General features: G+C 56.0%; 20 protein-coding genes. 13 read left to right on the top strand and 7 right to left on the bottom strand.

The features are described 5' to 3' along the window. Nucleotides 1-31: 31 nt before the first annotated feature. The 5 genes from adhP to AUQ42_RS07900 form a co-directional block, all read right to left on the bottom strand. Nucleotides 32-1,054 carry an alcohol dehydrogenase AdhP gene (adhP, locus tag AUQ42_RS07920; protein ID WP_068518539.1) on the bottom strand — a complete coding sequence of 341 codons (1,023 nt, stop codon included), beginning with the start codon at nucleotides 1,052-1,054 and terminating at the stop codon, nucleotides 32-34. 137 nt (nucleotides 1,055-1,191) lie between these two features. Further along, complete coding sequence (locus AUQ42_RS07915) at nucleotides 1,192-2,016, bottom strand: ferritin-like domain-containing protein (RefSeq protein WP_068518538.1); 825 nt, start codon at nucleotides 2,014-2,016, stop codon at nucleotides 1,192-1,194. A 155-nt stretch (nucleotides 2,017-2,171) separates the two neighbouring features. Next, entirely contained in the window at nucleotides 2,172-2,942 is a 771-nt protein-coding gene (locus AUQ42_RS07910; RefSeq protein WP_068518537.1) for a response regulator, read from the bottom strand. Between the two features lie 262 nt (nucleotides 2,943-3,204). Further along, entirely contained in the window at nucleotides 3,205-3,669 is a 465-nt protein-coding gene (bcp, locus tag AUQ42_RS07905) for a thioredoxin-dependent thiol peroxidase (protein WP_068518536.1), read from the bottom strand. Nucleotides 3,670-3,770: 101 nt separating this feature from the next. After that, nucleotides 3,771-6,752: a bifunctional [glutamine synthetase] adenylyltransferase/[glutamine synthetase]-adenylyl-L-tyrosine phosphorylase gene (locus tag AUQ42_RS07900; RefSeq protein ID WP_068518535.1), complete on the bottom strand. Its 2,982-nt coding sequence runs from the start codon at nucleotides 6,750-6,752 to the stop codon at nucleotides 3,771-3,773. A 269-nt stretch (nucleotides 6,753-7,021) separates the two neighbouring features. Here AUQ42_RS07900 and AUQ42_RS07895 point away from each other — a divergent pair, with 269 nt between their 5' ends. Next, the gene (locus tag AUQ42_RS07895; RefSeq protein ID WP_068518534.1) at nucleotides 7,022-10,573 is read left to right on the top strand and encodes an AsmA-like C-terminal domain-containing protein; all 3,552 of its coding nucleotides are present in this window, start codon (nucleotides 7,022-7,024) and stop codon (nucleotides 10,571-10,573) included. Between the two features lie 133 nt (nucleotides 10,574-10,706). Here the strand turns inward: AUQ42_RS07895 and tyrS are convergent, their stop codons facing one another. After that, complete coding sequence (gene tyrS, locus AUQ42_RS07890; RefSeq protein ID WP_068518533.1) at nucleotides 10,707-11,960, bottom strand: tyrosine--tRNA ligase; 1,254 nt, start codon at nucleotides 11,958-11,960, stop codon at nucleotides 10,707-10,709. A 186-nt stretch (nucleotides 11,961-12,146) separates the two neighbouring features. Here tyrS and AUQ42_RS07885 point away from each other — a divergent pair, with 186 nt between their 5' ends. Next, entirely contained in the window at nucleotides 12,147-13,271 is a 1,125-nt protein-coding gene (locus tag AUQ42_RS07885) for an anhydro-N-acetylmuramic acid kinase (protein ID WP_068518532.1), read from the top strand. 45 nt (nucleotides 13,272-13,316) lie between these two features. On the opposite strand, the gene AUQ42_RS07880 is transcribed toward AUQ42_RS07885, so the two are convergent. Next, a complete protein-coding gene (locus tag AUQ42_RS07880) occupies nucleotides 13,317-13,955 on the bottom strand; it encodes an alpha/beta hydrolase (protein ID WP_068518531.1) in 639 nt (212 codons plus the stop codon). 245 nt (nucleotides 13,956-14,200) lie between these two features. Here AUQ42_RS07880 and cysE point away from each other — a divergent pair, with 245 nt between their 5' ends. The 11 genes from cysE to tenA all read left to right on the top strand — a co-directional run bounded on the left by cysE (nucleotide 14,201) and on the right by tenA (nucleotide 23,066). Continuing rightward, nucleotides 14,201-14,938, top strand: a complete 738-nt coding sequence (cysE, locus tag AUQ42_RS07875) for a serine O-acetyltransferase (RefSeq protein ID WP_082817785.1) — start codon at nucleotides 14,201-14,203, stop codon at nucleotides 14,936-14,938. Nucleotides 14,939-15,026: 88 nt separating this feature from the next. Beyond that, on the top strand, nucleotides 15,027-15,509 hold the full coding sequence (locus tag AUQ42_RS07870) for an Rrf2 family transcriptional regulator (RefSeq protein ID WP_068518530.1): 483 nt from the start codon (nucleotides 15,027-15,029) through the stop codon (nucleotides 15,507-15,509). 49 nt (nucleotides 15,510-15,558) lie between these two features. Then, nucleotides 15,559-16,686 carry a cysteine desulfurase family protein gene (locus AUQ42_RS07865; protein WP_068518529.1) on the top strand — a complete coding sequence of 376 codons (1,128 nt, stop codon included), beginning with the start codon at nucleotides 15,559-15,561 and terminating at the stop codon, nucleotides 16,684-16,686. 28 nt (nucleotides 16,687-16,714) lie between these two features. Then, a complete protein-coding gene (locus AUQ42_RS07860; protein ID WP_068518528.1) occupies nucleotides 16,715-17,938 on the top strand; it encodes an IscS subfamily cysteine desulfurase in 1,224 nt (407 codons plus the stop codon). 60 nt (nucleotides 17,939-17,998) lie between these two features. After that, entirely contained in the window at nucleotides 17,999-18,397 is a 399-nt protein-coding gene (gene iscU / locus AUQ42_RS07855) for a Fe-S cluster assembly scaffold IscU (RefSeq protein ID WP_068518527.1), read from the top strand. A 44-nt stretch (nucleotides 18,398-18,441) separates the two neighbouring features. Next, complete coding sequence (locus AUQ42_RS07850; RefSeq protein ID WP_068518526.1) at nucleotides 18,442-18,783, top strand: iron-sulfur cluster assembly accessory protein; 342 nt, start codon at nucleotides 18,442-18,444, stop codon at nucleotides 18,781-18,783. Between the two features lie 143 nt (nucleotides 18,784-18,926). Continuing rightward, nucleotides 18,927-19,547, top strand: a complete 621-nt coding sequence (hscB, locus tag AUQ42_RS07845; protein WP_068518525.1) for a Fe-S protein assembly co-chaperone HscB — start codon at nucleotides 18,927-18,929, stop codon at nucleotides 19,545-19,547. Between the two features lie 31 nt (nucleotides 19,548-19,578). Continuing rightward, nucleotides 19,579-21,477, top strand: coding sequence for a Fe-S protein assembly chaperone HscA (gene hscA, locus AUQ42_RS07840; RefSeq protein ID WP_068518524.1), 1,899 nt, complete (start codon nucleotides 19,579-19,581; stop codon nucleotides 21,475-21,477). A gap of 144 nt (nucleotides 21,478-21,621) precedes the next feature. Next, complete coding sequence (locus AUQ42_RS07835) at nucleotides 21,622-21,957, top strand: ferredoxin family 2Fe-2S iron-sulfur cluster binding protein (RefSeq protein WP_068518523.1); 336 nt, start codon at nucleotides 21,622-21,624, stop codon at nucleotides 21,955-21,957. Between the two features lie 56 nt (nucleotides 21,958-22,013). Continuing rightward, nucleotides 22,014-22,211, top strand: coding sequence for a Fe-S cluster assembly protein IscX (gene iscX / locus AUQ42_RS07830; protein WP_068518522.1), 198 nt, complete (start codon nucleotides 22,014-22,016; stop codon nucleotides 22,209-22,211). Between the two features lie 150 nt (nucleotides 22,212-22,361). Continuing rightward, nucleotides 22,362-23,066 (top strand): thiaminase II, encoded by a 705-nt coding sequence (gene tenA, locus AUQ42_RS07825; protein WP_068518728.1) that lies wholly within the window; start codon nucleotides 22,362-22,364, stop codon nucleotides 23,064-23,066. Nucleotides 23,067-23,176: the final 110 nt, after the last annotated feature.

Below are 23,176 nucleotides of genomic sequence, written 5' to 3'. Positions count from 1 at the left end.
AGCCTTTTGCATCTCGGGATATCAAGATTGATCAGATCGACATCACGATACGGCCATCAATCTTGCCATCGCGCATGCGGTCAAAGATCGAATTGATGTTTTCCATCGGCTCGGTCGTAAAGTGCGAATGCACCTTGCCGTCGCCTGCAAATTCCAGCGCTTCCTGAAGGTCGGCACGGGTGCCGACGATCGAACCGCGAATGGTTTTGCGCGACAGAACCGTATCAAAGATATCAAGTTCGAACGTTCCCGGCGGAAGACCAACCAGCGACATGGTGCCACCACGACCCAGCATGCCGACACCCTGTTTGAAGGCGGCGCGTGAAACAGCGGTCACCAGAACACCGTTGGCACCGCCCATCTGTTTCTGGACTTCCGATACCACATCGATCTCGGATGCATTCAGGGTCCAATCCGCACCAAGATCACGGGCGAGTTTCAGTTTGTCATCGGCAATATCCACCGCAATGACTTTCATGCCCATGGCCTTGGCATATTGCACGGCCATGTGACCAAGCCCGCCAATCCCCGAAATCACAACCGTTTCACCGGGTTTGCATTCGGTTTCCTTCAACCCCTTATAGACGGTCACACCGGCACACAGAACCGGGGCGGCATTGCCAAATTCAAGCGGCTTGGGCAGATGCCCGACATAGTCCGGATCAGCCAGAACATATTCCGCAAAGCCGCCATTGACTGAATAACCGGTATTAAGCTGCTCGCCGCACAGGGTTTCCCACCCGGTAATGCAGTGATGGCAATGTCCGCAGGCCGAATGCAGCCACGGCACGCCAACCCGATCGCCTTCCTTGACGGACGTAACCCCTTCGCCAACTTCGGCAACGATGCCGACACCTTCATGGCCGGGGATAAAGGGCGGATTAGGCTTGACCGGCCAGTCACCCTCGGCGGCATGAAGATCGGTGTGACAGACACCCGATGCCTCGATTTTCACAAGGATTTTTCCCGGCGTGACTTTCGGAACGGTCACTTCTTCGATGGAAAGCGGTTTGCCGAACGCGCGAACGACGGCGGCCTTCATAGTGCGTGGCATGGTCGTGCCTCCTGACGGAATGGAATATGTGCCGCACCGGTGCGGCTGTCTCATTCTCGGAAAAAGGCTAAACCTGATTGCTTATGCACGCTTTGCGCTGGGTCAAATTTTAAAAATCCCAGTTCGCGACATCGGGCCTAAAGATCGTCTGCCTCGCCCGGCAGTTCCAGAACATAGTCCTGATAATAATCCGGCGGCATGCCCGCCTCGTAACGGGCTTCGTCATTGAATGGCGGTTTGAGAGGTCCGCGGAAATGTTTGCGCAGCATGTCATGCCAGGTGGTGTAATAGGGCAGGCCACGCTGATCGCAGACATATTCATAATATTTGCGCCCCGCAGCAACATGGGCAATTTCATCATGGGCGATGATTTTAAGGATACGGGCACTTTCCGTATCCCCATGCGCCAAAAGACGTTCAATGGTGGGCGGCGTTGCGTCAAGCCCGCGCGCCTCAAACACCATCGGCACCACGGCCAGACGTGGCAGGATGTCATAGGCCGTATCCATCGATGTTTGCCACAGGCCGTCATGGGCGGGCAAATCACCATAGGTCGCACCCATTTCACCAAGACGCTTGTTGATCATTTTGAAATGCCGGGCTTCGTCATCGGCGACCTGTACCCAGGCATCGTGGAAATCACGCGGCATGTCGGCTTCGGGAAAGCGCACGCAAAGATCCCAGGCCAGATCGATGGCATTAAGCTCGATATGGGCCAGGGCATGCAAAAGCCCGATGCGGCCCTGGACACTGCCTTTTTTGCGCTTGGGCATTTTGTTTGGTGCCAGAAGTTCCGGCTTGGCCGGGCGACCGGGACGATCGGGCAGGTCGGTTGCCCCGACCTCGGTAATCTCGCCATTGCGCCACATCGCGGCGAGTTCGGCCGTTACATCGGCTTTTTCGGTCGCATCTTCGGTCAAAAGCGCACGTTTGGCTGCTTCGGCAAGGGTAAGCTTGGTCATGACGGCCCGGTTTTCAGAATGATTTTCAGATCGGCTTTGTCTGCCATCTGCCGGGGATATGGTCAATGGCCAAACAAAAGGGCGGCCTGCAAATTCGCGCGCCGCCCTTGTGATACATCGTGACAGTTAATGTGCTGCCTACGGATATGTCGTTATCAGGTGATGTTGAACCGTGCCAGGGCCTCGGCCAGATCTTCACCAAATGCATTGCCCTTGCGGATGATTGCCGTGCGACACGGAAGATCCTGCAAGGACGGGTGGTTCGGTGCATCGGACGTCAGAACAGCCGTCGGGATGGCGCGGGTTTTTGGCATGGCCTGCAACGCATTGGCCAGATCAACACCGCTCAGCTCATCAATGGTTTTGGCAACAATGATGAAGTCGGGGCGGGTGCGAACGGCAAGTTCGATGGCCTCGAACGAGGTCTGCGTCACGGAACTGCGATAACCGCATGCGGCGAGTTCGCGTTCAAGAATGGTCGCCATGGAGCGCTGCGGGATCACCAGCAATGCTTCGACATTGGCCTTTTTAAGCCAGTTCGGATCAATGTCAGGGGCACGTTTGGACGGCAATTCACGGACAAATTCCGCGGTATCGGTGCCGCCGGCGGTCATGTCACCTTCAAGCAGGCTTTGGATCTTGTCGACAAAGGCCTGGATATCTTCGATGGAACCTTCATTCAGTTCCTTGCAGGTGGTGACGTAATCGGCCAGACGATGACTGGTCAGATTGATCAGTGGTGCCGCAACCGATTTGCCCTTGTAACGCAAGTTGAAAACTTCGCGCTGGATAGAGGTCAGGTGTGCGGGATCGCTTTTGCCACGCGCATTTTGCAGATGGACATCAATCGCACTGATGATGTCATGTGCCTCATCGCGAAAATCCGCAAGCATCTGATCGTCGAGATCAACAACATTTTTGTTCATAGCAATACCTGCTTTGCCGGCGTGCCGGTTTGTTTTCTCTGAACAGGTGAAAAGCACCTTCACCCAAACTCCCATATGTAAATTGTTATCCTGACATGTAACCCAAGGCAACAAAATCAATGTGTTGGAATGGCCGTTTTGGCAGTTTGGCGGGTTAAATTTTAAAGTCGGCGAAGGCCAAAAAACAAAGGCCCGGCAATCAGTTGCCGGGCCTTGCGGGGTAACGGGACCAATGGGTCTGCTACGAGTGTCATTTTTTTGATCAAAGGGCGCGAACGGCCTCGAGAACCTCTGCCACGTGGCCTTTGACCTTTACCTTGCGCCAGGCATTGCGAATGACGCCGCTGCCATCAATGACAAAGGTGGACCGTTCAATGCCCATGAATTTTTTGCCATACATGCTTTTTTCTTTCCAGACGCCGAAATCTTCGCACACGGTGCCGTTTTCATCCGATGCCAGAATGAAGTTCAGGTCATGTTTGGCCTTGAACTTGTCATGGCGGCTGACACTGTCCTTGGAAATGCCGATGATCTGGGCATCGACGGCGCTGAAGTCCGGCTCGGCATCACGAAATTCACAGGATTCCGTGGTGCAGCCCGGTGTCATGTCCTTGGGATAGAAATAGATCACCACCGGTTTGCCTGCCAGATCGGACAGCTTGATGCTGTTGCCACCATCGGTTGGCAATTCGAAATCCGGGGCCTTGTCACCTACTTCAAGTGTCATGTTCCATCCTTTGTCTGTCTGTGTCGCTGTGCGATCCGTTCCGCACTGAAAATACAATCCTTTATAAGGATGGCAAGGCCAGCCGGATCATTTCGATCCGGCTATTGTGTGGTTTCGGGCGGGCTGACCTTTTCGGCCGGATCGGCGATGATCCGGTCATAGATCGTTTTGATCCGGGTTGCCGTGGTTTCTATTTTGTCCTGAAGGCTTGCGAAATCGTCACATTTTCCGGCCCGTGCCAGCATCTGTTGCAGGTCGGTGCTGGCCCGTGCAGGATCAAACGGCCCTTCGGTCGTCAGGCGCAGCATTGCCTGAAGCGCCAGCCAGAACGACCCGGCATTGGCCAAAAATTCTGCCTCTTCATTTTCAAGAATGCCGGCCGTGCCAAGCCGTTTGAACACATCGCGTGTGGTTGGCGACAGAATGTCGGCATGGTCATGGGCGTGGCGCAGTTGCAAATATTGCGCGATGAATTCCAGATCAACCAGCCCGCCGCGCCGCATCTTGATCGCCCAGGGGTGATTGTCGCCTTTGCCGGCTTCCATGCGGTTGCGCATGTCATAGACCGCGCGCACCAGCTGATCGGGGTCACGTTCCTTGCGCAGAACGGCCGTTGTGGTGGCAATCACCTTGTCACACAGCGATTGCGGCCCATAAACCGGGCGCAACCGCGTAAGCGCCATGTGCTCCCACGTCCAGGCTTCATTGTTCTGATAGGCTTCGAAGCTTTTGAAATGGGTGGCCAGCGGGCCTTTTGACCCGCTGGGCCGCAGGCGAAGGTCGGTTTCAAACAGAACACCTTCGGCGGTGGGGGCGGAAAGGGCGTTGATGTAACGCTGGCTTAACCGGATGAAATAATGCCCGGGTGACAGCGGTTTTTCCCCATCGGACTCTTCGGCTTCTTCGGGCACATCATAGATGAACACCATATCAAGGTCCGACCCCGGGGACAGTTCCTGCCCACCATGTTTGCCAAGTGCAAATACCGCAAGCCCGCCATCGGCAAAGGTACCGTGCTTGGCGGCGAAATCATCGGCAATGCGCGGGAACAGGGCGCGAATGGCAACATCTGCCACATCGGCCAGTGCACGACCGGCCTCGTGCGGGGTTTGGCGGTTCTGGATGGTCTGAACGTCAATCTGGAATTTCTGGTCATTGGCCCAGCGTCGCGCCACATCCAGCCAGTCTTCGACCATGTCTTCGCGCGACAGACGCGCATCAAGTTCTGCCAGCATGCTGTCGGCATCGGGTAATTCTTCATGGAAGCCCGACATCAGAACGAAATCGAGAACCGACGCGTTGCGCCCGATATATTTGGCCATACGCGGGGCGGTTCCGGCGATTTGGGCCAAAAGTTCAAGCAGTTCCGGGTGCGCGGTAAACAGCGAGAACAGCTGAACCCCGGCCGGAAGACCTTTCAGGAACTCGTCAAAGGCCCGGAATGCCATATCCGGGTTGGTGGTTTTCGACAGTGCCCCCAAAAGGGTCGGCATCAATTCGGTCAGAATTTCACGCGCCCGGCGTGACCGGGTGGCGCGATAACGCCCGTGATGCCAGCCGCGCACCGTAACCGATACATTTTCGGCATTCTCAAACCCCATTTCACGCAGATTGGCAAGCGTGTCGGGATCGTCTTCGGTGCCGGTAAAGACCAGATTGCCGGTCGTGCTGTCCCCGGTCAGCGGCGTGTCATCTTCAAACAGTTCGGCATAGTTGTTTTCAACATTGCGCAGATGAAGCAGCAGATGATCCTTGAACGCATCAAGCGTCGCATAGCCAAGGAATGTCGCAAGGGCGCGCAGACCGTCATCCGTATCAGGAAGGGTCTGGGTCTGCTGATCATTGATCATCTGAAGCCGGTGTTCGACCGTGCGCAGGAATTCATAGGCCGCCAGCATTTCATCGCGGACTTCCTCGGATACCTGTCCGAATTTGGTCAGGGCGCGCAATGTGTCACATGTCGCCTTGCCACGTAGCGCAACTTCGCGCCCGCCCCAGATCAGTTGCTGTGTCTGGGCGAAAAATTCGATCTCGCGAATGCCGCCGCGGCCAAGCTTGATGTTATGGCCGGGAATGTTGATCTTGCTGCCGCCCTTATGGGCATTGATCTGGCGCTTGATCGAATGGATGTCCTGAATGGCAAGGAAATCGAGATGTTTGCGCCATACGAACGGTCGCAGGATTTCCAGAAACTCGTTGCCGGCCGCCCGGTCGCCGCCAACAATGCGGGCCTTGATCATGGCCGCACGTTCCCAGTTCTGCCCCACCGTTTCATAATAGGTTTCAGCTGCAATCATCGACAGGATCGGCGGGGTCGATGCCGGATCGGGACGCAGGCGCAAATCGGTTCGAAACACATAGCCGTCCCCGGTGCGTTCTTCCATCACGCGTGTGATGTCACGCACCATGCGCACCAGATCCTGTTGCAGGCGATCCTCATCAAGATAGGTGACAATATCCTGATCATACAGGAAGATCAGGTCGATATCGGATGAATAGTTCAGTTCACCCGCACCCAGTTTTCCCATGCCGATCGCAAATATCCCCGATCCTTCAAGCGGGTTCTGGGGATTGGGCAGGTCATATTTGCGCTGGCGCGCCATCGCACACAGGCAATGGGCCATTGTGAAATCAAGCGTGGTTTCCGCGGTTTCGCTGATCGCGGATGTGACTTTATCAAGCGGCCAGGCCTTGCAGATATCGGCCATCGCAATCACCAGTGCGGCCCGGCGTTTTGCCTTGCGCACCGTGGACATTGTTGTCGCCTGATCAAGATCACGGGCATCCGCACTTTGCTGCACCGGATCCAGTGCGGTGACAAAGGCATGATCAAGGCCGCTTTCGAATACTTCGCACACAATGTCGGGATCGCGCAGGCACAAATTGGTCAGATAGGGGCTGTTACCAAACAGGGCCGCCAAAACCGCCTTGCTTTGGGGATCGGACGCAATATCGCCAATTTTGGATGCCAGACTTTCAAATGCCGGGCGATCGCCAAGGGCGTTCCATCGTTCAAACGCATTGGCAACACGTTCGGCATCAAAGGGTTGGGGCAGGTCCTGTGAAATCCAGGAAAGAGACACTTTTTGCTTTCCTTGTATTGCGAAAAGGTAACGAACCGGGCTATGCACAAACTTGTGCCTGATTGCATGCTCTTGGCAAGGAGATTGCAACCCCGATCATACGGGTGACTGTCTCTATGTAGCTTTTCTGCGATCGGACAAAAAGGGATTAGATCAATACTGGCAGTTCCGGTGATATCTGTTTCGTCTTGCAGAACGGAAACACCGGCCAGAACGTGTGCAGTGGTGCTATTGCGACATATGATATCAGGAAAACAGGATAAATAAGGGTGCGCCTCGTTAAAAGCTTTGCTGGATGGCTGGCGCTGATTTTGTCGGCGGTCGTGCTGTTTGTTGGCGTATTTGCAGCAGTCACCATCTGGCGACTGTCTCAGGAACCTGTGTCCCTGCACCGCATTACCCCCTATATCGTTGATCATCTTAACAAGTCGATGGGTGAAAACCGGCTGTCGGTTGGCGATGTCGTTTTGCGCTGGCGCGGATGGGCCGAAAAATTTGATGTCGGCTTGCGCGATGTCGTGATCATTGGCGGGGATGATCGTGAACTGCTCCATATTCCCGAAGCAGACGTGGTGTTTTCCAGCAAGGCCCTGTTTGAAGGGGTTCTGGCACTTCGTGAATTGAACCTGATCGGGCCGCGCATTCGCCTGGAACGTCGTGCCAATGGTCAGATCGATATCGGCTATGTCGCCGAAAACCCCGATGGGACAGCACCACTTGCCGGACCGGACGAAGACACATCCGTCGAACCGCAAGACCCGGTTTATGACAGCGGGCGGGGGGCGTCGGTCACGATCGATTTGCCCGAAAGTGACGATGCGCAGCCGGTTCTTCCCGAAACCACCGAAATACAGTCCGCACCGCAAACATCCGATGATGAAACCGATGTGGCAACCGCGCCGATTGAAAGATCAGGCAGCGAAATCCTGCGCGATGTGGTCTCGATCCTGTCTGGCGAACGCACCGATTTTCCGGCTGCGGCCTATTTCGAAAGTTTCGGGATTGTAAATGCCGACCTGCAGGTGCGCGATGAACAGCTTGGCATCGTCTGGGCTGCGCCGCAGGCGGAAATTCTGTTGTCGCGCAAGCCGCTTGGCATCGGGGCCGAAGCCTCCTTGCAGGTCAGTGCTGGTGCCTTGTCGACCCGGGTCAATGTGACCGGCGATTACAGCACAAGCAGCGGTGAAATCGATCTCGAAGCCCGCATCGGCGAGGTGGAGCTTTCCGATCTGGTCAGCATCTCTGACATCTTTGAACCGATGCGCGATGCCTATGTTCCGGTTTCGGGGGTAATCCGTGCCAAATATGATGTCAGTGGAAAGCTGGTTTCTGCTGCGACCGATCTGGAAGTCGGAAGCGGGGTGATTTCACTGCCATCCGAAATCCGCGCGACCTATCGGGTCAATGACGGCAAGATCGTCACAAGCTATGTACCGGGCCGGTTCAGTGTTGATGACGTGACGCTTAATGTCGGGGATGCCACGGCATCGGTTACCGGTGTCGTGCTTGATCCGTTTGGCAAATGGCAACTTAGTCTGGATGCCAAGGCAACCGATGTGGCCACAGATGATCTGGATCGGCTTTGGCCGGAATCGGTTGGCGAAGATGCCCGTATCTGGGTTGTGACCAACCTGTCGGACGGCATTGTTCATCAGGCCACCCTGCATACCGAACTTCATCAGGATGACGCCGGCGACGTGGTACTTGATGCGCTGGGCGGACAGATGACGATGTCCGGTGTCACGGTGCATTATCTGGGGGATATGCCCGATGTGCATGATGCCGGTGGCCGCGCCGAATTCGATGAAACCAGTTTCAATATCTATGTTGATCGCGGACAGGCAGACGGGCTGACTGTAACGGATGCCAGCATCCTGTTCACCAAGCTAGACGAACCGGTTCCGCTTGCCGAAATCGAAGTGGTCGCCAATGGCAGTGCGCGCAAGGCGCTTGAACTGATCGAAGCGCAGCCGCTTGGCTTTGCCACCCGCCTTGGCATTGATCCGGCCCAGATTGCTGGTGAACAGGCGACCCGCGTGCGCCTGAATTTCCCGTTGCTGCGCGATGTGACATTCGACGATGTCGAGGTCGCGGCAGCATCGCGCATTCAAAAGGCCAGCATCACCAACGCGTTCCGCGAACTTGATGTCAATAACGGCAGTTTCGAACTTCAGGTCAACACCAAGGGGCTGGAACTGACCGGTACGGCATTGATCGGCAAGGGCAAAACCGCGATCAACTGGGTTGAAAGTTTTGATACCGCGGCCAAAATCCGCAGCCATTATAGCCTGTCTGGCGATCTCGATCTGGCGGTGATGCCCGATGTGGAACTTGATGTTGCGCCCTATCTTGCCGGGATGGGCAAGGGCAAGGTCGAAATCAGGGTTCTGGATGACCGGGTCGAGATCAAGGGGGATGTGGCGCTTAATGATGTTGCCATCACGCTTCCGATGGAACGGGTCAACTACACCAAACAACCCGGTGCCGAAGCCAAGGCAAGCTTTGATGTGGCTGTGCGTTATGAAGGTGGTGGCACGCTTAAATCCTTTGCGGTGATGGCACCGGCACTGGTGGCGTCCGGCACCGGCAAATGGCGCGGTGAAAACCCGATTGCCGATCAATGGTCCTTTGAAATCGACAATACCCGTTTTCGTGAAAATACCGGTCTTTCGGGAACGATCAGGCTTGCCAATGATGACAGGATGCTGGTGGACTTGCGCGGGGCGCAGTTTGACTTGCGACCGTTTGTCGAGGATGAAACATCGCCTGAACCCGCAGAAGGCAGCGACACCAAACCGTCGGAAAAACGCAATGTCATTGTCAATCTGACCGGTGGCGGCTTCCTGCTTAAAGGGGCGGAGCCGCTGCTCAATGATGGTAAGGTCACCTTCCGGCAGAATAATGAAAATCGCGAAATCGAAATCACCGCCCGTCAGCTGATCGCAACCCCCTGGATCCTGTCGGATGACGCCGAAGATACCGGCAAGCCAAAGGATGCCAAGGCACCAAACAGTGGCGGCATCGGACAACGCGCCAGCCGCGAAGGCGGAACGACCGAGATCTTCCTCGATATCGAACAGATGGTGATGGCCAATGGCGAACTGTTTGGCGATGTCAAAGGATCGATCCATGTTGTCGGACAGGAATGGGACCGGCTGGTTTTGAATGGTTCACTGGCGGACCGGGCCACCATATTTGCACAGGTCAGCCGCGATGATTTTTCCACCCGCAAGGTCAGTCTGACGGCCGAAGATGCTGGCAAATTCCTGCGGGCGCTTGATATGTATGAAAACCTTCTGGGCGGGAACATGACGGTCGAAGGCACGGTCGATGAAAGCGACTTTGCCCAGCCCTTTACCGGATCGGTCAAGATCGGCGATTTCCGTGTCGTCAACGCACCGATTGCCGCACGTGTCCTGGGGGCAGCTTCTCTTTCGGGGCTCAGTGACGTTTTGCAAGGAAACGGCATTTCCTTCACCGAACTGAATGGCGATTTCACCTATGTGAATGATGTGCTGACCTTGTCAAAGGTCGCAGCCAACGGCACCGCGGTTGGTGTTACCGCGAACGGATCGATTGATCTGGCAAAATCCGAAATTCGTCTGGCCGGGTCGATTGTGCCGATCTATGCCATCAATTCGGCCCTTGGCGTGATCCCGATCCTTGGCGATCTTCTGGTGGGGGAAGAAGGCGGGGGCATCTTTGCGCCGACCTACACCATCGAAGGCGACCTTGGCGAACCTGATGTGACGGTCAATCCGCTTTCGACATTTGTGCCCGGCGTGCTTCGCAACCTGATCACCGGTGCCGAGCCCGGCTAAGGTCCAGACCGGCTAAGGCCCGGACCAATCAAGTTGATCGGTCCGCAAACGGGATTATGTTAGCGCTAACACATAGAAAAAGCCCCGCGCAAATTGCACGGGGCTTTTTAAAATTTTGACCGGATATCTGTGATCAGACCGGCTTGATCAGGACATGGCGTTTCTTGCCAGCAGACACCTTGATCACGCCATCGGCATTCACTGCATCTGCGGTGATGTTGGCATTTTCGTCACTGACTTTTTCGTCATTGATCTTTGCACCGCCGCCCTTGATCAGACGGCGTGCATCACCACCGGATTTGGCAAGATCGGCACGACGGAACAGATCGAAGGCCGGGATGCCGGCATCAAGATCGGCCTTGGCGACTTCCACGGTCGGAAGATCGTCGGCCAGAACACCTTCTTCAAAGGTTTTGCGTGCGGTTTCAGCAGCGGCAAGGGCTGCTTCTTCGCCGCGGCAAAGTTTGACGGCCTCGAATGCCAGAACTTTCTTGGCTTCGTTGATTTCCGAGCCTTCAAGTTTTGCGTATTCGTCGATCTGTTCAAGCGACATCTCGGTGAACAGGCGCATGAACTTGATGACGTCGGCATCTTCGGTGTTCCGCCAGAACTGGTAATAGTCATAGGATGACAGGCGTTCTTCGTTCAGCCATACGGCACCCGCCGCGGTTTTGCCCATCTTCGCACCCGATGCGGTGGTCATCAGCGGGGTCGTCAGACCAAACAGCGATTTCTCGTCAACGCGACGCCCCAGTTCAACACCATTGACGATATTGCCCCACTGATCCGAACCACCCATCTGCAACATGCAGCCATAGTTGCGGTTCAGTTCGACAAAGTCATAGGCCTGAAGGATCATATAGTTGAATTCAAGGAAGCTCAGCGACTGTTCACGTTCCAGACGCAGCTTGACCGAGTCAAAGCTCAGCATTCGGTTGACCGAGAAATGGCGACCGAAATCACGCAGGAATTCGATATAGTTCAGCTTGTCGAGCCAGTCGGCATTGTTGACCATGACCGCATCGGTCGGGCCATCGCCAAACGTCAGGAACTGCTGGAAGACTTTCTTGATGCCCGCCATGTTGGTGGCGATGACTTCGTCGGTCAGAACCGGGCGCGCATCATCACGGCCGGTCGGATCGCCAACGCGCGTGGTGCCGGCCCCCATCAGGACAATCGGCTTGTGACCGGTTTTTTGCAACCAGCGCAGCATCATGATTGATACAAGCGATCCGACATGAAGGCTGTCTGCGGTGCAGTCATAACCCACATAGCACACCACCGTATTTTCCGATGCATAGGCATCAAGGCCTTCAAGATCAGTACATTGGTGGATGTAACCGCGGTCATGCATGACGCGGAGAAAATCAGACTTCAGTTCAGTCATGGTTTTTGCGCTATGTTGGTTGTGATAGAAAATTCGACCCGCCCAAAGTGCGGAGGCGATGATCTAGCACAGAAAACATGCGCTGGGCAACGCATCGGCGCGCAGATCTGCAATCCGGGTAACGATTTCACCAGAATTTGGCGTTAACCTGCGCAAACAACCCGGAAATACCATGCGGAGCACGACATGACGCAAGACTGGATCACGGCAATCGGAATGATGAGCGGCACGTCACTTGATGGTGTCGATGCGGCTCTGATTGAAACCGATGGCATTGATGTGCGTCGTCTCCATCAGTCTGTTTTTGTGCCCTATGCGCCGGAACTGCGCGAACGGATGCGTGAATGTTTCGGCAATCGCAGTGCCACCAATTCCGAACATGTCGTGGCAGATGATTTGACGCAGGTTCATGTTGATGCCGTTAACATGTTGTTGGCCAAGGCGGGTATGTTGCCCGGCGATATCGGGATTATCGGCTTTCACGGGCAGACCGTGTTTCATGAACCGGCATCGGGGCTGACCCGTCAGATCGGAACGCCGCATATGCTGGCGGAGAAAACCGGCATTCCGGTGGTCGCCGATTTCCGTCTGGCCGATGTTGCCGCGGGGGGTGAAGGCGCGCCCCTTGCGCCGATCTATCATGCCGCTCTGATGAAAAGTGCCGGGGTTGAAACGCCGGTGGCGGTGCTTAATATCGGTGGCGTGTCCAATGTCACCTGGATTGGCGATGGTGCGGATGGGGCGGATCTTCTGGCCTTTGATTGCGGGCCGGGCAATGCGCGTCTTGATGACTGGATGTTGCGCCATACCGGCAATCCGGTTGATCTGAATGGCGCGACGGCGGCGTCCGGAACGGCGGACCCGATGGTCGAAATCAAGTTCCTTGAAGACCCGTATTTCGACCGTGTGCCGCCAAAGTCACTGGACCGCGAAGACATGGCTGCGCGCATTGACGGTCTGGTGGCCGAGGCAAGGCTGAATGTTTCTGACGGTGCGGCAACGCTTGCCAATTGCACGGTTGCGGCCATCGTCGCGGGGGTGAATCATTTGCCAGTCGCGCCCAAAAGCTGGTTTGTCTGTGGGGGCGGACGGCATAATCAATATGTGATGGAAACGCTTGCAAGTCGTCTTGGCGTGCCGGTGCGTTCGGTCGACGAGCTTGAGTGGGATGGTGATGCGGTCGAGGCGGAATGCTTTGGCTATCTTGCCGTGCGTCACTTGCGCGGCTTGCCGCTCAGTTTTCCGGGGACGACCGGGGTGCCTGCGCCGTGCTGTGGCGGGAAGCTTTATCCAACGAAAAAGGCCGCCTGATCAGGCGGCCTTGATTTCGTGATCGTCAGACATGCTGGCGGGCAGTTATGCGCCGCGCTTGTCGAGATAGGCGATCGAATGCTTGATCACGTCATCTTGCTGTTTGGCAAAATAGTGATCGGCACCGTCAATCGTGCACATGTCGACTTCGATGCCTTTCTGGGCATTGAGCTTGTCGGCAAGCTTGTTGACCGAGGCAACCGGAATGTTGGTATCCTGTGATCCGTGGATCAGGATGCCCGATGACGGGCAGGGGGCCAGGAAGGTGAAGTCATATTCACTTGCCGGGGCTGCCACCGAAATAAAGCCGTCAATTTCCGGGCGGCGCATCAAAAGCTGCATGCCGATCCACGAACCGAACGAATAGCCGGCAACCCAGGTTGCGCGCGCATTGGCATTATAGGTCTGCATCCAGTCAAGCGCAGATGCCGCATCCGAGAGTTCACCGATGCCCTGATCGTAAACGCCCTGCGAACGTCCGACGCCGCGGAAGTTGAACCGCATGACGGAATATCCGCGATCCTTGAACATGTTGAACATGTTAAAGCACAATTTGTTATTCATTGTGCCACCCTGCTGCGGGTTCGGATGCAGGATAAGTGCGATGGGCGAATCGTCAGCGCCGTTATGGTGATAGCGACCTTCAAGGCGACCTTCGGGGCCGTTAAAAATGACCTCAGGCATGGATCAGACTGCTCCTGTCCACGAATGGAATGAAGTGTGTAACAAAAATATCCGAGTCTTTTTGTAAGTTTTTTCGTCTTTGCGCATAAATTGCTTTGGGCAAATACTTGACCAAGTTACTCGGTTATCCTATATTCCGGCTAACCCGATGGTGCCGACAAAACCCGATCTTGCGAGTGTCGCGAGGCCGGGCGTAGGCGTGGCTGCCGGGAATCGAAGGTACTAATTACACAGTGGACCGCCCCATGTTCAAGCTAATTCGTCAGGAAATTGACGCGATGATTGCCCGCGACCCCGCGGCACGCTCCCGCTGGGAGATCGCGCTCTGTTATCCGGCGTTTCATGCGATCATGGGATATCGTGGCACACACTGGCTTTGGCAGCGCGGTTTCCGCATCACGGCGCGTTTTCTTTCGCAGATCATGCGCTGGCTGACCGGGATTGAAATCCATCCGGGTGCGACCATCGGCAAGCGGTTCTTCATTGATCACGGCATGGGTGTCGTGATTGGCGAAACCGCCGAGATCGGGGATGACGTAACCCTGTATCAGGGGGTAACCCTTGGCGGGACGTCGCCCAGTGTGAATAGCGACGGGCAGCGCGGCCTGAAACGCCATCCGACACTTGAAGATGGTGTGATTGTCGGGTCCGGGGCACAGATCCTTGGACCATTCACCGTGCGCAAGAATGCCCGTGTCGGCGGCAATGCTGTTGTGCTTTCCGAAGTGCCCGAAGGGGCAACTGTGGTGGGTATCCCCGCCAAGATCGTTCGCCGCGAGGCCGATGATCGTTTCTGTGCCTATGGTACGCCGCTTGGTGATCTGCCCGATCCGGTGGCGCGCGCCCTTGAAGAGCTTGGCCGCGAGGTACAGTCGCTGCGCAATCAGGTAACGGCACTCGAAGCCGAAAAAACCGGCGCAGCGGGAACATCGGGTGGTGATGTGACGCCGGAAAAACCGCGCATCGTCGCATCGTCGGAATAATTGGCGCCTATCGCGCAAAGTCGAAAGAAAAGCCCGCTGTCAGGTCCGGGTAACCCCGAACCCAGGCAGCAAGGCAGGAGGACGCACCGTGAAGCTGAGTACCAAAGGCCGCTATGCCGTTATGGCGATGGTCGATCTCGCTGAAAGCAGCAAGGACCGACCGGTCGCACTTGCCGATATTGCGGACCGTCAGGAAATTTCGCTGTCCTATCTTGAACAGCTGTTTGGCAAATTGCGCAAAGGCGGGCTTGTCCGTTCCGTGCGCGGCCCGGGTGGTGGTTATCTTTTGGCCAGAACGGCCGATGAAACCCGTGTGGCCGATGTCATTCTGGCCGTTGACGAACCGATCCGCGCAACCCGTTGCAAGTCCGGATCGCCCAAGGGCTGCAAGGCCAACAAGGGCCGCTGTCAGACCCATGAATTGTGGGAAGAACTGGGCAACCAGATTTATCTGTATCTTGCATCGGTAAGCCTTGCAGATGTTGTGGATCGCAATGTCAGCGGATCGCTTCGGGTCTTCCCGGGCAAAACAACTCAAATAGAAGAGCCGTCACAGGTTGCGGCACAGTAAATGCTCCTCTATATCGAGAGCAGATGCGAATAAGGATGATTACAAACTGATGGCCGACCAGGTTTATCTCGACTACAACGCAAGCGCGCCGCTGTGCCCCGAGGCACGGCAGGCCATGATCGCTGCGATGGATGTTGCAGGTAATCCGTCATCGGTTCATGCCAGCGGACGTGCCGCGCGCAAGATCGTCGATCATGCCCGGCGCACCATCGCGGATCTGGTGGGCGGTGATTCCGAACGGATCATTTTCACCAGCGGCGGGACCGAGGCCAACAACCTGGCGCTGAACGGACTTGAAGACGTCACCGTCTTTACCAGTGCCATCGAACATCCCTCTGTCATAGAGGGACGCGTGGATGCAAAACGCATTCCGGTTGATGGCAATGGTGTGGTGGACCTTGATGCGCTTGAAGCGATGCTGAAGGAAGCATCGGCTGCCGGGCAGAAGGTTCTGGTATCGGTCATGCTGGCCAATAATGAAACCGGCGTGATCCAGCCGGTGGCCAAAGTGGCGCTGCTGGCGCGTGAATACGGGGCAAAGGTCCATTGTGATGCCATTCAGGCATTGGGCCGTCTGCCGGTGGATATGGGGCGCTTGCTGGTTGATATGGTGTCGGTTTCGGCCCATAAGATCGGCGGACCCAAAGGAATTGGCGCTTTGGCGATCGCGCCCGGCGTAATGCTGGTGCCGCAGATCCGGGGCGGTGGACAGGAAAAATACCGCCGTGGCGGCACCGAAAACGTTCTGGGCATTGCGGGCTTTGGTGCCGCGGCCGAACGGGCAGGGGCCCAGTTGGCGAATATGGCGAATGTCGCGGCCTTGCGCGACCGCCTTGAAACGGAATTGGCATCAGAGGCGCCTGAGCTTCTGATCGCTGGTAAGGGAACGGAGCGACTGGTGAATACAAGTTGCCTGATCTTGCCGGGAATGCCGGGGGAAACCCAGGTTATGGCGCTGGATCTGGCAGGTGTGGCCATCAGTTCGGGATCAGCCTGCTCGTCAGGCAAGGTACGTGAAAGCCACGTGCTTAAGGAAATGGGGGTTTCCGATGCCGGATCGGCCATCAGGGTCAGTCTGGGACTGGAAACCACCGACGAAGATATTGATACATTTATCCGTGTTTGGAGCCGGATGAGGGGCAATGCAGCGCGTAAGAAAGCGCGTCACGCTGCCTGACAAGAGAGTGAGTGAGGAAGCCTTAAATATGAACGAGCTTAAAGCAAAGCCGATCTATCTGGACTACCAGGCCACGACGCCGACCGACCCGCGTGTCGTCGAAGCGATGCTGCCGTATTTCACCGAGAAGTTCGGTAACCCGCATTCCCGCAACCACAGCTTTGGCTGGGAAGCCGAAGATGCCGTTGAAGTCGCCCGTGCCCAGGTTGCCAAGATCATTGGCGCATCGGCCAAGGAAATCATCTTTACCTCTGGTGCGACTGAATCGAACAACCTCGCACTCAAAGGTGTGATGAAGTTCTATGGCAAGAAAAAGCCGCATCTGATCACGGTCGTGACCGAGCATAAATGCGTGCTCGACAGTGCCCGTCACCTTGAGCAGGAAGGTTACAAAGTGACCTATCTTGGCGTTAAGGAAAACGGCCTGATCGACCTTGAAGAACTCAAGGCTGCGATCACCGATGAAACCGCACTTGTTTCCGTCATGGGCGTGAACAACGAAATCGGTGTCATTCAGCCGCTGAAAGAAATCGGTACCATCTGCCGTGAACGCAAAGTGTTCTTCCACACCGATTGCGCACAGGCCGTTGGCAAGATCGATCTTGATGTTGAAGACATGAATATCGATCTGATGTCGATTTCCGGTCACAAGATCTATGGCCCGAAAGGCATCGGCGCGCTGTTCGTCCGCCGTCGTCCGCGCGTTCGCGTTATCGCCCAGATCACAGGTGGTGGTCAGGAACGCGGCATGCGTTCGGGTACGCTTCCGACCCCGCTGATCGTGGGTCTTGGCAAGGCATGTGACATTCTGTCCAACGAAATGGCCGAAGAAAACGCCCGTATCGCTGAACTGCGTGATTACACCTTGCAGCGTTTCCGTGATCGTCTTGCCGACATTTATCTGAATGGCGACGAAAAAGAACGCGTTTGTGGCAACCTCAATGTTTCCTTTGCCTATGTCGAAGGCGAAAGCCTTCTGATGGACATCAAGAACATTGCGGTTTCGTCGGGTTCGGCATGTACCTCTGCATCGCTTGAGCCGTCCTATGTTCTGCGTGCGCTTGGCGTTGACGAAGAACTTGCACATACCTCGCTTCGTATCGGCATCGGCCGTTACACCACCAAGGAAGAACTCGATACCGCTGTTGATGCGATCTGCACTGCGGTCGAGCGTCTCCGCGAGATGAGCCCGCTTTGGGAAATGGCCCAGGAAGGTATCGACCTCAAGTCGATCGAATGGGCTGAGCACTAAGAAGCGCCTGAATAAACGTCATTGTCTCGCGAGAGACCACAAGAAGATTGGAGAGAAATCATGGCTTATAGTGAAAAGCTGATCGACCATTACGAAAACCCGCGCAACGTTGGTTCCATGGACAAGAACGAACTGTCTGTTGGTACCGGCCTTGTTGGTGCACCGGCTTGCGGCGACGTCATGAAGCTGCAGATCAAGGTCACCCCGGAAGGCATCATCGAAGACGCAAAGTTCAAGACCTTTGGTTGCGGTTCGGCGATTGCGTCGAGCTCGCTGATCACCGAATGGGTCAAGGGCAAGTCGCTTGATGAAGCCGGTTCGATCAAAAACTCGCAGATTGCCGAAGAACTGGCGCTTCCGCCGGTCAAGGTTCACTGCTCAATCCTCGCTGAAGATGCCATCAAGGCAGCCATCAGCGACTACAAATCCAAAAACGGTGCGGCTGACGCTGCTGAATAAGCAGCGTCCCAACCGCCACGTTTTCCGGAATTTGGGAGAATACCATGGCTTTACCGTCACCGATTTCTGTCACGCCAGTAGCCCTTGATCACATCAAGGCGTTGCTTGATAGCCGCGGCAAACCGTCGCATGGCATTCGGCTTGGTGTGCGCAGCAAAGGGTGTTCGGGCCTGTCTTACACGCTTGAATATGCTGACGATGCCAGCGGCTTCGAAGAAGTTGTCGAGCTGGAAGACGGCGTGAAAATCCTGATCGACCCGAAAGCCATCATGTTCGTGCTCGGCACGGAGATGGATTACGAGGTCAACAAGATGGAAGAAGGTTTCGTCTTCCGTAACCCCAACGAAAAAGGTCGTTGCGGGTGCGGGGAATCCTTCCACGTCTGATCGGCCGGGCTTTCCCTGCTTTCTGTTTGGTCATGGCCCCGGTTTCATCGCCGGGGCCATCGGCTGAAAAGGGCGGCCTGATCCATCGTCCCGGCTGCCTTTTGACTGATTTGTTATTGTTTTAATCCTCGGAAGTGCATCGCGTGAGCAATACAGAACATCCGGCACACAAAGCTTGCTGGTCCTGCAAGGGGCCGGTCGAAGTCCGCGCACTGTTTTGTGATACCTGCAACGCCATTCAGGCCCCGGGTCAGCTCGACCATTTCAAACGGTTCGGTCTGGAACGGTCCTTTGACGTTGATATCGACGCGATGGAGGCAACCTACCTCAAACAGCAGCAGCAATTGCATCCCGACCGTTTTGCATCGAAATCCGGTCGCGAGCAGGCTCTGTCTTCCCAGCAGGCTGCCAGCCTGAACGAGGCTTTCGAGACCCTTAAAAACCCGGTGTCGCGCGCCCATTACATGTTGCGTTTGGCCGGGATCGAACCCGAAGGCGGCGAAGGCCATACTGTCAATGATCCGGAACTTCTGATGGAAGCGATGGAAATGCGCGAGGCACTTGATGATGCCGATGACAGGATCACCATTGATGCAATGATCAAGGATACCCGCAAACAGGCGCGCGCCTGTGAAAAGGACCTTGGCCAGGCACTTGATCAACAGTCATATGACGTTGCCAAAAAACTGACCACCCGCCTGAGATACCTGATGAAAATGACCGAGGAAGCGCGCGCGAAGAAATCGCGCCTTGCCGCTGCCTGATCATTTCAAATAACCGATACGGATAGAATTCATGGCTCTGCTTAAAATCCACGAACCGGGCGAAACGCCGCTCCCCCACGAGGACGAGCGCCAGATCGCTGTTGGTATCGATCTGGGTACCACCAACTCGGTCGTTGCGATTTCACGCGGCGAAAAACCCGAAGTCCTGCGCGACAAATCCGGTGGCAATGCGATTGTGCCGTCTGTTGTCTATTATGGCGATGACGCACCGGTGGTTGGCGAAGACGCCCGCGAACATATCAATACCGATGCCAATCGTGTGGTGTCCTCGGTCAAGCGCCTGATGGGGCGCGGGCTTGAGGATGTCAAATCCGTTGCCGGTACGCTGCCCTATGACGTCGAAGTCCCCGAAGGCACCGATGATGGTGCGGGTGAACCGATGATGGTGCGCCTCAATGTCGGCGGGCGGGTTCTGACCCCGGTTGAAGTGTCGGCCGATATTCTGCGTGCCCTGCGCGCACGCGCCGAAGAAGGCCTTGATAAACCGGTCGAAAAGGCGGTGATCACGGTTCCGGCCTATTTCGATGACGGGGCACGTACCGCGACAAAGGATGCGGCGAAGCTTGCCGGGATCGAAGTTCTGCGTCTGGTCAATGAACCGACCGCAGCCGCCCTTGCCTATGGCCTTGATAACGGGGCAGAGGGGCTTTACGCCGTTTACGATCTTGGCGGCGGGACGTTTGATATCTCGCTTCTGAAAATGCAAAAGGGCGTTTTCCAGGTCAAGGCGACCGGTGGTGACGCGGCCCTTGGCGGGGATGATTTCGATCATGCCATTGCCGAACATCTCCTGGCTGAGCGCAAGGACGGCGGTGCAGCCGATTCCCTTGATGCGTCGGATGCCAAACGGCTTTTGAAAACCGCACGCAAGGTCAAGGAAGGCCTGACCGATCAGGATGCGGTCGAGGTGTCTGTCGATCTGAACGGGTCGGTGACCAGCCATACTGTTACCCGCACCGCGTTCGAGGCAATGATCGCCAAGCTGGTGTCGCGTACCATCGCGATCACCGAACAGGTGCTTGATGATGCCGATATCCTGCCCGAAGACGTCAAGGGCGTGGTGCTGGTCGGCGGGTCAACCCGCGTGCCTGCGGTGCGCAAGGCGGTGGCCGATCTGTTTGAACAGGAACCGCTGTCTGATATCGACCCGGACGAGGTCGTGGCCCTTGGCGCCGCCCTTCAGGCCGAGGCGCTGACGGGGGGCTCTGATAACCTTCTTCTGGATGTCACGCCGCTGTCGCTTGGTCTGGAAACCATGGGCGGGATTGTTGAAAAGGTCATCGACCGCAACACCCCGATCCCGGTCGCCAAGGCCCAGGAATTCACCACCTATCAGGATGGCCAGTCGGCCATGATGATCCATGTGGTGCAGGGCGAACGCGAAATGGTCGATCAATGCAGGTCACTGGCCCGGTTCGTTTTGACCGGCATTCCGTCAATGGCGGCTGGTGCTGCACGGATACGTGTGCAGTTCAATGTTGATGCCGATGGCCTTTTGACGGTGTCGGCACGCGAAGAAACCACCGGCACCGAACAGGAAGTCGCGGTCAAGCCGACCTATGGCATCAATGAAACCGATATGGCCAACATGCTGCGCGACAGTATGGTCCATGCCCGCGAAGATATGGAAATGCGCGTCCTGACCGAAGCACGGGTCGAGGCACGGCGCAATATCCTTGCGGTCCGGGCGGCCATGGCGGCCGACCGCGCGCTTCTGAGTGCCGAGGACGAAACCAGTATCAACAACGCCATCACCGCCCTTGAGACGGCGATGGCTGGCGATGATCGCGATGCGATTAACGAGGCCGCCGAGGCCCTTGAAAATGCGTCGCGACCCTTTGCCGAAACCCGAATGGATAGCCGGATCAGACAGGCGCTTGCCGGTCAAAATGTCGATGAAGTGAATTAATCGGCACCGGTGGAATTGACAAACCGGTCAAGTACGGCGATTGTCCCGAACAACCGCCAAGGTCAGGGCCGGACAATTGCGTTGTGACAAGCAGCGCAGCAAACAGAGATCGAACGAAAAGTATTACCGAGGAGAAAGGCACAGATGCCTAAGATCGTTTTTGTTGAGACCGATGGCACCGAAAAGGAATTCGAAGTTGCCGACGGCCTGTCCGTTCTGGAAGCTGCCCATAAGAACGGCATTGACCTTGAAGGTGCATGCGAAGGTTCGCTGGCTTGCTCGACCTGCCACGTTGTTCTGGACGAAGAATGGTTCGACAAACTTGACGAGCCGTCCGAAGACGAAGAAGACATGCTTGATCTTGCTTTCGGCCTGACCGAGACGTCGCGTCTTGGCTGCCAGATCATCATGAGCGACGAACTCGACGGCCTGCGCGTTATGCTGCCGGCTGCGACCCGCAACATGATGGTCGACAAGTAAGTTTGACCTTCTTTTGACCGGTGTGTTTTGCGCCCCGGGCACCAAAGGAGACGGATATGCGTTGGACAGATATTCAGGACATCGCGATCGAGCTTGAGGAAGCCCATCCTGACAAGGATAACCTCAACCTTCGCTTTACCGACCTGCATAAATGGGTCTGCGAGCTTGAAGGTTTCGAAGACGATCCCGAGAAATCGAACGAAAAGATTCTCGAAGCCATCCAGATGGCCTGGATCGACGAACGCGAAGACTGATTTCGAAAGGGTTGAGACGTGCGCCTTTCGGCCTGCACCCTGACCACGAAATATCAGACCAGCCTGCTTTGCGCGGGCTGGTCTGTTTTTGTTTGAATGACCGCCATCACCGCCATGATGGCTGATACCGCAAAACGGGACGAAACATCCATGAGCCAGACCGCCACCTTTACCGATATCATTCCGGACGACAGCCTGTTTGGCAAATTGCGTGCGCGCGCAACCGACGCCTGGGAAAGCTATGTCTGCCATGACTTCGTCAAACAGCTTGGTGCCGGCACATTGCCCGAAGCGGCCTTCAAGCATTACCTGATCCAGGATTACCTGTTTCTGATCCAGTTTTCGCGCGCCTATGCGCTTGCGGTCTACAAGGCCGAAGATTTGACCGCCATGCGCCAGTTTTCTGGCACCGTGCATGCGATCCTTGATATGGAAATGAGCCTGCATCTTGAATTCTGCAAAGGCTGGGGCCTGTCCGAGGCCGATATCATTGCCGAACCCGAAGCACGTGCGTGCGTGACCTATACCCGCTATGTGCTGGATCGCGGTGTGCAGGGCGATGTGGTTGATCTTCAGGTTGCCCTGATGCCCTGTATGGTTGGCTATGCCGAAATCGCAAACCGCCTGATGGCAAGTTCTGATACAAGGCTGGACGGCAATCCGTACCGGGCATGGATTGAAATGTATGCGTCCGCTGAATTCCAGGACGTGGCCAAGGCCGAAATTGATTTGCTGGAACATACTGTCGCCAAGCGCGGCGGTCATGATCGCATTGATGGTCTGGTCGATACCTTTGCCATGGCAAGCCGCCTTGAAGCCGATTTCTGGCAGATGGGACTTGATCTGGCAAAATAGGCGAACATCGCTTATATAAGCTCGAAATATTGCGTGCGGGTGGCGGAAATGCCGCCCGTTGCCTTTTTGGATTAACTTCTTGTCGCTGCGGCCTTGACCCGCAGATGGGT

It is taken from the genome of Thalassospira sp. MCCC 1A02491 (assembly GCF_001613785.1).
GTDB classification, from domain to species: Bacteria; Pseudomonadota; Alphaproteobacteria; order Rhodospirillales; family Thalassospiraceae; genus Thalassospira; species Thalassospira povalilytica.
Note: the sequence above shows the minus strand (reverse complement) of the source record. Positions and strands in the feature narration are given on the sequence as shown.